Origin of the sequence: Polynucleobacter tropicus (genome assembly GCF_013307225.1) — a bacterium.
GTDB lineage: Bacteria > Pseudomonadota > Gammaproteobacteria > Burkholderiales > Burkholderiaceae > Polynucleobacter > Polynucleobacter tropicus.
In genome coordinates, this window is sequence record NZ_CP028942.1 from 423,178 (window position 1) to 435,159 (window position 11,982).

The 11,982-nt window shown below is 45.6% G+C and carries 11 protein-coding genes; 3 read left to right on the forward strand and 8 right to left on the reverse strand.

Going from position 1 to position 11,982, the window contains the following annotated elements; genetic code table 11:
- Positions 1 to 198: 198 nt before the first annotated feature.
- From DCO17_RS02250 to DCO17_RS02285, 8 genes are read right to left on the reverse strand one after another with little or no spacing between them, the layout of a single operon-like run.
- Positions 199 to 666 carry a peroxiredoxin gene (locus DCO17_RS02250; protein ID WP_173955188.1) on the reverse strand — a complete coding sequence of 156 codons (468 nt, stop codon included), beginning with the start codon at positions 664 to 666 and terminating at the stop codon, positions 199 to 201.
- A gap of 58 nt (positions 667 to 724) precedes the next feature.
- Positions 725 to 1,636 (reverse strand): polysaccharide deacetylase family protein, encoded by a 912-nt coding sequence (locus DCO17_RS02255; protein WP_173955189.1) that lies wholly within the window; start codon positions 1,634 to 1,636, stop codon positions 725 to 727.
- Between the two features lie 27 nt (positions 1,637 to 1,663).
- Positions 1,664 to 2,710, reverse strand: coding sequence for a bifunctional UDP-4-keto-pentose/UDP-xylose synthase (locus DCO17_RS02260; RefSeq protein WP_173955190.1), 1,047 nt, complete (start codon positions 2,708 to 2,710; stop codon positions 1,664 to 1,666).
- A 40-nt stretch (positions 2,711 to 2,750) separates the two neighbouring features.
- Positions 2,751 to 3,626 (reverse strand): formyltransferase, encoded by an 876-nt coding sequence (locus DCO17_RS02265; protein WP_173955191.1) that lies wholly within the window; start codon positions 3,624 to 3,626, stop codon positions 2,751 to 2,753.
- On the reverse strand, positions 3,627 to 4,589 hold the full coding sequence (locus DCO17_RS02270; protein ID WP_173955192.1) for a glycosyltransferase: 963 nt from the start codon (positions 4,587 to 4,589) through the stop codon (positions 3,627 to 3,629). It abuts the gene before it with no gap.
- Between the two features lie 41 nt (positions 4,590 to 4,630).
- Complete coding sequence (locus tag DCO17_RS02275; protein ID WP_173955193.1) at positions 4,631 to 5,794, reverse strand: DegT/DnrJ/EryC1/StrS family aminotransferase; 1,164 nt, start codon at positions 5,792 to 5,794, stop codon at positions 4,631 to 4,633.
- A gap of 11 nt (positions 5,795 to 5,805) precedes the next feature.
- Positions 5,806 to 7,497 carry an ArnT family glycosyltransferase gene (locus DCO17_RS02280; RefSeq protein ID WP_173955194.1) on the reverse strand — a complete coding sequence of 564 codons (1,692 nt, stop codon included), beginning with the start codon at positions 7,495 to 7,497 and terminating at the stop codon, positions 5,806 to 5,808.
- The gene (locus DCO17_RS02285; RefSeq protein ID WP_173955195.1) at positions 7,497 to 7,874 is read right to left on the reverse strand and encodes an Mth938-like domain-containing protein; all 378 of its coding nucleotides are present in this window, start codon (positions 7,872 to 7,874) and stop codon (positions 7,497 to 7,499) included. The genes DCO17_RS02280 and DCO17_RS02285 overlap by 1 nt, the downstream gene beginning before the upstream one ends.
- A gap of 79 nt (positions 7,875 to 7,953) precedes the next feature.
- Between DCO17_RS02285 and DCO17_RS02290 the strand changes: the two genes are divergently transcribed.
- From DCO17_RS02290 to thrC, 3 genes are read left to right on the forward strand one after another with little or no spacing between them, the layout of a single operon-like run.
- Positions 7,954 to 9,210 carry a pyridoxal phosphate-dependent aminotransferase gene (locus DCO17_RS02290; RefSeq protein WP_173955196.1) on the forward strand — a complete coding sequence of 419 codons (1,257 nt, stop codon included), beginning with the start codon at positions 7,954 to 7,956 and terminating at the stop codon, positions 9,208 to 9,210.
- Positions 9,207 to 10,517 (forward strand): homoserine dehydrogenase, encoded by a 1,311-nt coding sequence (locus DCO17_RS02295; protein WP_173955197.1) that lies wholly within the window; start codon positions 9,207 to 9,209, stop codon positions 10,515 to 10,517. Before DCO17_RS02290 ends, DCO17_RS02295 begins: the two co-directional genes overlap by 4 nt.
- 16 nt (positions 10,518 to 10,533) lie before the next feature.
- Complete coding sequence (gene thrC / locus DCO17_RS02300; protein ID WP_173955198.1) at positions 10,534 to 11,976, forward strand: threonine synthase; 1,443 nt, start codon at positions 10,534 to 10,536, stop codon at positions 11,974 to 11,976.
- Positions 11,977 to 11,982 lie beyond the last annotated feature (6 nt).

The window sequence follows — 11,982 nt, forward strand, 5'->3', positions numbered from 1 at the left end:
TGCATTGACGGTTTATTGCGAAACTGGTTTTGAGCGCATCAGAAAAATGGAGGGGGTGATTCCCCGTACCTGCTGTGATTTGCTCAGGCTGTTGATTCAAACGGATTGTCAGACTTTCCCGTCGTTTGCGGTGCATGTAGATCACTTTACCCCAAATTTTGGGGTTTGCAAGCACCTCAGATCAAATTGTTGTAAAAATCATTTAGCGGCTTTAGCAGCCTCTAAAACTTCAGCCACATGGCCTGGTACTTTAAGGCCGCGCCATTCTTTGACTAACATGCCACTTGAGTCAAACAGGAAGGTGCTACGTTCAATGCCGCGCACTTGTTTGCCATACATATTTTTCATTTTGATGACACCAAATAGCTGGCAAAGCTTTTCTTCGGTATCGGCTACAAGTTCAAAAGGAAGCTCTAACTTGCTACGAAAGTTATCGTGGGATTTGAGGCTATCACGGGACACCCCAACAATTAAAGTATTGGCTTTTGTAAAGGCTGCGATGTTGTCACGAAATTCTCCAGACTCAGCAGTACATCCTGGCGTCATATCCTTTGGATAGAAATAGAGAGCCAGTTTTTTCCCTTTAGCGGAATCTGGGGTAAAGGTAAGTCCGGATGTCGCAGGAATCGCACATGCTGGAATGGGTTTACCTATAGCTACTGTCATGATGATTCCTTTTTAATAATGGTTCTTTGTAATGCGTCTCTAAATAGATTGTTAGTTTCTATTGAACAATCAATTCACCGCTTCGGTTGGGTATTTCGCCCCAAGTCAGTGGTAATACAGCTATTTTATCGAGTTGGTTGGTGGCTTTCCAGGATTGGTGGAGTTCGCCCATCGTTACTAGGTCGTGACCTTGGTTTAGCCATCCCATCAGCAGCTTTTCAAAGGCAGGCAAGAGTTTTTGCCCTTCAAGTTCCGCATGCAAAGTAAAGACTTGGTCATTAGGGTTGCTGTTGGTGATTTCCAGGATTTTGTTCGCTGCACCAAACTCATCTGCGCCATCAATGCCAATCAGCTCATCAAATGTTGGTAGCGTGGTTGGATATTGAACATGCTTTGCATTGCCGGAAGATAGTGCTAAACGGTAAGGTATGAGATTGGGTTCGGCACGTCCATCCGATGAATATTGAATGCCCCATTGATCGAGTTGCTCAAAAGCGGCATCATTCATTTGCCATCCAGCAGCACCATATGTCACTGGAGTATGCCCAAAAATTTCAATAAAGCGATCCCAACTTTTTTGCATCATCGCTTTGGTCCACACTGCATCTTGATGGCGAACAGCGTCTTGCCATGCGACATGATCCCAAGTATGAATACCAGTTTCATGACCCGCTTGATCAATGGCGCGCATTTGTGCAGCAGTTTTTTTCCCAATATCTGGACCAGGAAGCAAAACGCCATAAAGCAGAGTTTTGATTCCGTAGTGCTCAACTACCGAGGTGCGGCTCACTTTTTTCAAGAATCCTGGGCGGAAGACCCGCTTGAGCGCCCAGCCAGTATGGTCTGGGCCAAGGCTGAATAAGAAGGTGGCTTTTAAGCCAAAGCGCTCTAGGGTTTTGGCTAGATTGGGAACGCCTTCTTTTGTGCCGCGTAAGGTATCAACGTCAACCTTGAGAGCAATCTTGGCCATGAATCCTGATGTTTATCGTGTATTTGCTTATTCTTTATCGACTAATGAGCGTGCTTTTTCCACGTCTTGGCGATAGGCCTCAAAAATATTCTTAAGCGCATCAGCCATAGTCGTGGTTGGTTTCCAACCAAGCTCACTCATTGTGTTGTCAATTGCAGGTACACGGTTCTGAACGTCTTGGTAGCCTTCGCCATAGTAGGCGCCGGAGGTGGTTTCAACAATCTTCACATCGCTGGCTGTTTTAGCGTACTCAGGAATGCTGCGTGCGATATCAAGCATCTGATTGGCAAGTTCACGAACAGAGTGATTATTTTTTGGGTTGCCAATGTTGTAGATCTTGCCGTTAGCAACGCCATTTTTATTGTCGATGATGCGCATCAAGGCATCGATGCCGTCGTCAACATAAGTGAAAGCGCGCTTCTGGGCGCCACCATCTACTAAGTTAATCGGTTCGCCACGAACAATGTGACCCAAGAATTGCGTTACAACGCGAGATGAGCCTTCTTTTGGTGTGTAGATACTGTCTAAGCCAGGACCAATCCAGTTGAAAGGGCGGAATAGCGTAAAGCGTAAGCCTTCCATGCCGTAGCCCCAAATTACGCGATCCATTAATTGCTTAGAGCAAGCGTAGATCCAACGTGGTTTATTGATAGGGCCATACACCATGCTTGAAGATGATGGATCAAACTCGCTGTCTTCGCACATGCCATAAACCTCTGAGGTTGACGGAAATACCAAATGCTTTTTGTATTTAACAGCGGAGCGAACGATAGGAAGATTGGCTTCAAAGTCGAGTTCAAATACTTTGAGTGGTTGTTGCACATAAGTGGCTGGGGTTGCAATCGCCACTAAAGGCAAGATGACATCGCATTTGCGAATGTGATACTCAACCCATTCTTTATTGATGGTGATATCACCTTCGAAGAAGTGCATGCGAGGATGATTGATTAAATCTCCTAAGCGATCATTCTGCATATCCATGCCATAGACATCCCAGTCGGTTGTCTCGAGAATGCGCTTTGAAAGGTGGTGGCCGATAAAGCCATTAACACCAAGAATGAGTACTTTTTTCATCTTTACTGCCTCGTTTTAATCGAATTTGTTATTTCTAAATCTATTCGTATTTGTTGGCTGGAAACCATTCCAAGATCTCTAGAGCTTGCTGGTCACCACAAATGCCGAATACCCGATTATCAACCACTTGGATGCCTAAATCCCCTAGATTGAGCTTACTTGGAAAAGGACCCTTAAGGCTGGTGCGGGCAACAATCATGGTTTTGCCATTGTGATCGGTAAAAGCGCCTGGATAAGGGGGTGCAACTGCCCTGACAAGGTCATGGACCTGTTTGGCGGTCTGATTCCAATGAATTTGGCCATCAGCGGGCTTTCTGCCACCAAAATAGCTCCCTTTTTGCAAGTCATTGGACCTACGAGGAACTTTCCCCTGCAAAAGAGCGGGGATTGCCTCATGAATAACGTTGACGGCTGCCTTGCTGACTTTGGCAAAAACATCGGTGGCAGTTTCGTCGGATTCAATAATTACTGCTGACTGACCAACAATATCCCCTGCATCCGGTTTTTCTTCCATGATGTGCAAGGTAGCGCCCGTTTCAGTTTCCCCATGGAGAATCGCCCAATTGACCGGAGCACGTCCGCGATATTTTGGTAGCAATGATCCATGCATATTGAGCGCTGCAATTTTGGCGCATTCTAAAATCTGCGCAGGAATCATGTGGCGATAGTAAAACGAAAAGATGTAATCAGGGGCAAGCGTTTGAAGTTGTGGAACAAGATTCCCTAGTTCACTTGCGTTTGGCGTGATGTAAGTAATATTTTTTTCTTCGCAGAGCTTGGCTACGCTTCCAAACCAAACATTTTCATTGGGATCGTCTTGATGTGTGACGACAAGGTCAACTTGAACGCCAGCTTTGAGTAGCTCTTTTAGGCAATTAACGCCAACATCGTGATATGCAAAGACAACTGCGCGCAATTATTTTTTCTCTAAAACCGTTTGCACAACATAACGAGGGCGATTGCGGATTTGTTGGTAAATGCGTCCGATGTATTCACCTAGCAAACCAAGGCCAAATAGCATGACGCCAATGAGGAAGAAGGTAAGCGCGAAGAGGGTAAAGACACCTTCTACCTCAGCACCTAATACAAACCGACGCACCAAGAGGTAGGCAAATAGGCTGCCAGCGGCAAGAGAGAGTAGCATGCCGAGGATCGAGAAGATCTGCAAAGGCATGATGGAGAACCCAGTCACTAAATCAAAGTTCAAACGAATGAGTTGATACAGGCTGTATTTTGATTCACCTGCAAAACGCTCCTCATGTTTGACGGTGATCTCAACAGGGTTCGCCGCAAAGGTATAAGCCAGTGCAGGGATAAAAGTATTGCTTTCATCGCATTGACGCACAAGATCAACAATGCGACGGCTATAGCCGCGCAACATACATCCTTGATCAGTCATGGTGATGCGAGTAATGTTTTCGCGCAGGCGGTTCATGGCGCGTGAAGCAAATTTTCTAAAGAAGCTATCACGACGATCGGCGCGAATGGTGCCAACGTAATCATGTCCAACAATCAGCTTCTCAGTAAGCGCATCAATTTCTTCAGGGGGATTTTGTAGGTCAGCATCTAGGGTGATGATGTATTCACCTTTGGCGTATTCAAAGCCGGCCATGATGGCCATATGCTGACCAAAATTACTATGAAATAGAACTGCACGAGTGACATCAGATCGCAACTCAACTTGTTTGGCTAATATGCCGGCAGAACGATCTTTGCTGCCATCGTTAATAAACACAATCTCATAAGAGATGTTGCGCTTGGCAGAAACCGCATCTAATGCGGGGTAGAGTCGATCAAATAATGCCTGGAGACCATCTTCCTCGTTGTATACGGGAATAACAATGCTCAGCTTTGGGTTGGCAACTAAATTTGCAGTCATGCCGCAATTTTGCCTGATTCTGTGGATTTCACCCAATAAAGCTATTTTTTGTAGTGTTTCTGAAGAATTTCAACAAGACCGCTCGCAATACGAGCAATATCTTGGTCTTTCATGCCTGGAAATAGTGGCAGAGTCAGGATGGATTTGCCAATGCGTTCCGCAATTGGCGTAGAGCTGGTTTGGTAGCCCTGATTTTTATACAGAGTAAAACCAGTGATGGCGGGGTAGTGAACTCCGGTGCCGATGCCGAGTTCTTTTAACTCAGTCATGATTTGTGCGCGATCACAATTTAACTGCTCGACTGGAAGTACCACTTGAAACATATGCCAATTGCTTTCAGTAAAGTTTTCTACAGGCAACTCTAGTTGAATATCGAAGCCAGTGGATTTGATTTCTGCGCGAATGCTATCGAAATACTGACGAGCTAATGCAGTGCGTCTAGTTTGATAGGCAGGCAATTGTTTGAGTTGTTGCAAACCAATTACCGCATTAACGTCAGTTAAATTATCTTTGCCACCCAAGACGTCTACGTCCATGCCATCCATGCCTTGGCGTGTAAGCCCCTGTAGACGAAATTTCTCAGCAAGCTTTGCTTCGTCACCATTGTTTAAAACAAGGCAACCACCTTCAATGGTGGTGAGATTTTTATTGGCCTGAAAGCTAAAGCTCACCAGGTCGCCAAAGCTACCAATCTTCTTCCCTTGCCATTGAGAGCCAAAGGCTTGCGCAGCATCTTCGATAACGCGTAATTGATGTTGCTTGGCTAGCGAATAGAGCTTGTCCATATCAACTGGTAAGCCCGCAAGGTAGACCGGCATGATGGCTTTGGTTTTGGATGTAACAGCGCTGGCTACTTTATCAAGATCGATATTGCGTGTAACGGGATCGATGTCTACAAAAACGGGTTTTGCACCAACGCTCAAAATGACATTGGAAGTGGCAACCCAAGAAATAGGGGTGGTGATCACTTCATCACCCTCACCAATGCCGGCAACTTGTAGCGCGATTTTCATTGTTGCAGTGCCATTGGCGAAGCAACGCACAGGGCGCCCACCAAAGTATTTGCTGAGAGTGGATTCAAATTCAGCCAGCTTGGGGCCTGAGGTTACCCAGCCAGAGCGTAAGACTTCAGCAACCGCTTCAATCGTTTCTTGATTAAAGCTTGGGCGCGTAAAGGGAATAAATTCTGAGCTGGTGTTTGACATGATGTTCTATCTTACTTCGTTGAGCTGGAGCCATCAGGGTGCCTCACAATCACTCTGCGAGAATCACGCCCCACTTCTTGCATTGGCAGGTTTAATCCTTGAAGCTCAATAAATACCTCGGGAACCATCATGGCATAAGCACTCTGATCCTCTTTCCAACGCGCAATGAAGGCTTCCATAGTCGGTACCCAAAGATCGGGCTCTTGATTTACTCCAAACTCAAGCTCATCGGGCGATTGCACCATGATCATGGTTCTGCCTAAATAGAATGGCACTGTATGGTCTAGTAAACGTACAGAGTAGAAGTTCACTTTTTCTGGAATGCTGGATTTCACTTGATTAACCAGATCGATTCCTGAGACTGCGCGGCCTAAAGTTTCATGGCCTGTGCCTGCAATGATGGCGCATAAGAAAAAGCCCCACGCAAAACTCACAATGCTGCTGATTCCATTTCGTTTGGATTGGAAGCTTGCATAAAGACTAAATGCAAGCAAGGCAATTAGTGCTGCAATAATCCAATAAACATATTGCGCATAGGCGTTAATTTCATCGGGCCTTGCTTGCTTGCCGATTTCAGATAAGAAGAAAAATCCGATAGCGGCCAATAATGCAAAACCAATGGTCTGTAACTTCCATGAAAAAGGCATGGAGTTAGTGTGCCCAAGTAAACGATCGAGGCGATTTCCAATTAATAATGCAAGCGCTGGAAAAATAGGAATGATGTATCCAGGGAGTTTAGATTGAGAAATGCTGAAAAATACGAAGATCACAATAGACCAGCAACTCAATAACCACGCGGGTGAAAAGCTTCTTGAACGCTCTTGCCACGCCTGCCTAATTGACCCTGGGAGTTGTGCAACCCAAGGCAGAAGCCCAATCAGCAACAGCGGGACAAAGTAATAGATGGGCCCAGTCCTGCTATGAGCATCTTGTGTGAAGCGTTGTAGGTGCTCATGAATAAAGAAAAATTCCAAGAACTCTGGATTACGTTGTGCAACCAAAACAAACCATGGGGCAGTGATTGCTAAAAATAAAATAAGTCCACTGAATAGGCGTAAGCGCATCCAGATCTTCCAGTCCCATGTGCTAATGGAATAGATTGAAAAAACCATTGCAGGTATTGCTGCGCCAATCACGCCTTTTGAAAGGGTTGCTAGCGCCATAAAGATCCAACATGTCCACATCCAATTGCGACAACTTGATTGTGTTTGTGAGGTTTGCGCAATTAAGAGGCTACATAGTGCGGCAACCAAAAATGCAGACAAGCCCATATCTAAAGAATTGAAGTGTCCGCTAATGACCCACATAGGACTCGAGGCCAAGACAATAGCCGCTAACCATCCAGTTCTAGCGTTATAAATTTTCGCGCCAGTTAATCCAATTGCCAGAATAGTTAAAAAGCCTGTGAGTGCAGTCCAGAGTCTGGCTTGCCAGTCGCCAATACCAAATAGTTGAAATGTGGCAGCAGTTGCCCATATTTGTAGCGGCGGTTTTTCAAAATACTTGTAGCCGTTGTAGCGAGGGGTAACCCAATCACCTGTGACGAGCATTTCTCGGGCCATTTCGGCGTAACGCCCCTCGTCCGAGGGAATGAGGTGGCGATAGTTGAGGGTTCCAAACCAAAGTGCTGCATAGATTAGTAATAGCAGCAAAATCTTGCCGGGGTGGAGGGCGGAGGATTGCCGAATTTGGCCAAATTGCATTAGGTGGGTTCCACAATTAAGGCTAAAAGGACTTTTCGGCCTTCACCAACTAGGATGTTGTAGGTACGGCAGGCTGCTTGTGAGTCCATGATTTCAAAGCCAATTTTTGCTGAAATCAGGCTTTTTAAGAGCTCAGGCTTAGGAAATTGCTGGCGACTACCAGTTCCAATCAGAATCAATTCTGGCTTCAGATCCACCATTTGGCTGAAATGGCTAGCCTCTAAGTCGCTAAAGGACTTTGCCGGCCATTCTAGGGTGGCGCCATCCGAGCTCAGAAGAACGCTGTGCTTGTGTGGAGTTTGGTTGATCTCCACGTAGCCATCGCCGTAGCCGGTGATCGTATTGGCTCCAGAATGGGGGTCAGATTGAAGCTTCAAGTGCACTCTCTGTCATAATTATGAGGATTATAGCTAGCTGTTTTTTCCAAGATTTCAAGAACTTACCCTTTAATTTATTGTGAAACCCATCCTAAAGTCCCAAAAACTCGATAACGTCTGTTATGACATTCGTGGGCCTGTGCTTGAGCTTGCTCAACGCATGGAGGAAGAGGGCCACAAAATCATCAAATTAAACATCGGAAACGTGGGTGTTTTTGGTTTTGATCCCCCTGAAGAGATTCAGTTGGACATGATTCGTAATTTGAGTAATGCCTCTGCTTACTCCGATTCCAAGGGTATTTTTGCCGCACGTAAAGCGATCATGCAGTATTGCCAAGAAAAAGGCATTCAGGGTGTAGCGCTAGATGATGTGTATACCGGTAACGGTGTTTCTGAGCTCATCGTATTGTCGATGAATGCACTTTTAAATGATGGTGATGAAGTGTTGGTGCCCACACCAGACTATCCTTTGTGGACCGCTGCAGTCAGTTTATCTAGTGGCACACCTGTCCATTATCTTTGCGATGAGTCGAAGGATTGGGCGCCAGATTTAAATGATTTGCGTAAAAAAATTACACCTAAGACAAAAGCGATTGTGGTGATTAATCCGAACAATCCAACGGGTGCAATTTATTCAAAAGAAGTATTGCTTGAGCTCACACAGATTGCACGTGAACATGGTTTGATTTTGTTCGCCGATGAGATCTACGACAAGATGTTGTATGACGGTGAGAAACATATTTCTTTAGCTTCTTTGTCTACCGATGTTGTCATTATCACCTTTAATGGTCTATCTAAGAACTACCGTTCGTGCGGCTACCGAGCTGGCTGGATGGTGGTTTCAGGGGATAAAGAGATGGTGCGCGACTACATTGAGGGCCTCAATATGTTGGCCTCAATGCGTCTCTGCGCAAACGTTCCAGGTCAGTACGCCATTCAAACTGCTTTGGGTGGATATCAAAGTATTAATGATTTGGTTGGTGAGAGTGGACGTTTAGCCAAACAGCGTGATCTTGCATGGAAACTTATCACTGATATTCCTGGTGTGTCATGCGTAAAACCAAAATCCGCTTTGTATTTATTTCCCAAGTTGGATCCTGAGGTTTATCCAATTGAAGATGATCAGCAGTTTGTTGCTGACCTCTTGAAAGAAGAAAAAGTATTGTTAGTACAGGGCTCTGGTTTTAACTGGGGTAAGCCTGATCATTTCCGCGTAGTGTTCTTGCCTCATGAGGATGTATTGAAAGAGGCTATTGGACGTCTAGCGCGTTTCCTCGAGCGTTATCGCAACAAGCACAGCCGTAAGGCTTCTACAACCGCAGCAAAGGCATCATGAAACCGATTCAAGTAGGTCTATTAGGTATTGGCACCGTTGGTGGTGGCGTATTCACTGTTCTCGAACGCAACCAAGATGAGATTACTCGCCGCGCAGGTCGTGGTATTCGCATTAATACCGTTGCCGATCTCAATGTAGATCGCGCCAAAGAGATTGTTAAGGATCGCGCGCAGGTAGTAAGCGACGCTCGTGCGGTGATCAATAATCCTGAGATTGATATCGTTATAGAGTTAATTGGCGGCTATGGCATTGCTAAAGACTTGGTTTTGGAGGCAATTGCTGCTGGTAAGCATGTGGTTACCGCAAATAAGGCCTTGATTGCGGTTCATGGCAATGAGATTTTTAAAGCCGCGCATGAAAAAGGCGTGATGGTGGCTTTCGAAGCTGCTGTTGCTGGTGGTATTCCGATCATCAAAGCTTTGCGTGAAGGCTTAACCGCAAATCGTATCGAGTGGATCGCCGGCATCATCAATGGCACCACGAATTTCATTCTTTCTGAAATGCGTGACAAAGGCTTGGACTTTGCAACCGTATTGAAAGAAGCGCAACGCTTGGGTTATGCAGAGGCTGACCCAACTTTCGATATTGAAGGTGTAGATGCTGCTCATAAAGCAACCATCATGAGCGCGATTGCATTCGGCATTCCGATGCAGTTTGAAAAAGCGCACGTTGAAGGCATTACTAAGTTAGCCGCAATTGATATTCGTTATGCAGAACAATTGGGCTATCGCATCAAGCTACTCGGTATTGCCAAAAAGACACCTGGTGGCGTTGAGTTGCGCGTGCACCCAACATTAATTCCTGCAAAACGTTTGATTGCAAACGTAGAGGGCGCGATGAACGCCGTTCAAGTATTTGGCGATGCAGTGGGAACTACTCTGTACTACGGTAAAGGCGCTGGATCTGAGCCTACTGCCTCCGCAGTGATTGCGGACTTGGTGGATATCACTCGTTTACTAAGCGCAGATGCTGAACATCGTGTGCCATATTTGGCTTTCCAACCAGACGCTGTGCAAAACACTCCTGTTTTGCCGATCGGTGAAATCACAACTAGTTACTACTTGCGCATGCGTGTAGCTGATCAAGCGGGTGTGCTTGCGGATATCACCAAAATCTTGGCATCACATGGCGTATCTATCGATGCACTCTTGCAGAAAGAGGCGGATGAAGGTGAGAGTCAAACTGATTTGGTTGCGTTGACTCACGAAACTAAAGAAAAAAATATGCTTGCGGCAATTAAAGAGATCCAAGATCTCAAAACAGTTGCTGGAGAAGTGGTTAAGATCCGTTTAGAGAATCTGTCTTAAGCGATTAAATATCAACATGCGTTACCAGTCTACTCGTGGCAATAGTCCACAACAATCTTTTTTAGAAATTCTGCTGGGTGGATTGGCGCCAGATGGCGGTTTATATCTTCCAACTCAGTACCCGCAAATTACGCCTGCTCAATTAGATGCTTGGCGTGGCTTGTCATACGCTGATCTGGCTTATGAAATTCTGAGCTTGTATTGCGATGACATTCCTGAGGCTGACTTACGTGCTTTATTGCGTAAAACTTATACAGAGCAAGTCTATTGCAATGGTCGTCCACAAGATAATGCAAAAGACATCACGCCATTACATTGGTTGGGTGAAGAGCATGGTACGCGCATTAGCTTATTAAGTCTTTCTAATGGCCCAACATTGGCCTTTAAAGATATGGCTATGCAGTTATTGGGCAACTTGTTTGAATATGCACTCAAACGCGCTGGTCAGCAGCTTAATATTTTGGGTGCCACTTCAGGCGATACTGGTAGCGCCGCAGAATACGCCATGCGTGGCAAAGAGGGTGTCAAAGTATTTATGCTTTCACCACGCGGAAAGATGAGTGCCTTTCAGTCTGCGCAAATGTACTCCTTGCAAGATCAAAATATTTTTAACTTAGCGGTAGCTGGGGTCTTTGATGACTGTCAGGATATTGTTAAGGCGGTAAGTAACGATCATGCTTTTAAAGCCAAGAATCAAATTGGCACAGTGAACTCGATTAACTGGGGACGCGTGGTAGCTCAAGTGGTCTACTACTTCCAAGGTTACTTGTTGGCAACTAAATCTAGCTCTGAGAAAGTATCGTTTACGGTTCCATCAGGCAACTTTGGTAATGTCTGCGCAGGTCATATCGCTCGCATGATGGGCTTGCCAATTGAGCATCTGGTTGTAGCAACAAACGAAAACGACGTATTAGACGAGTTCTTCCGCACCGGCGTTTATCGTGCACGCAAGTCCGCAGAAACATTGCATACATCAAGTCCCTCGATGGATATTTCTAAAGCTAGCAACTTTGAGCGTTTTGTTTTCGACTTTATGGGTCGAGATGGGAGAGCTACTGCAAGCATGTTCAAGCAAGTGGATGAGGCAGGTGGCTTTGATATATCTAAAGATGCAGTTTTCAAAGACTTGGGTCAATATGGCTTTCAGTCAGGTCGCAGCACGCATGCTAATCGTCTAGATACGATCCGCGATATTGAGAAGAAATACGGCATCATGATCGATACACATACTGCTGATGGCGTGAAAGTGGCGCGTGAGCATTTGCAAGCTGGTGTGCCCATGATTGTCCTGGAAACAGCCTTGCCAATTAAGTTTGAAGAAACCATTCAGGAGGCCTTGGGTCGTCCAGCTGAATGCCCTCCAGCATTTCGGGATATTAAGTCCAAGCCGCAGCGCGTAGTCAATATCGACGCCGATGTAAATCAAGTGAAAGATTTTATTGCTACGCATCTCAATTAAACATTC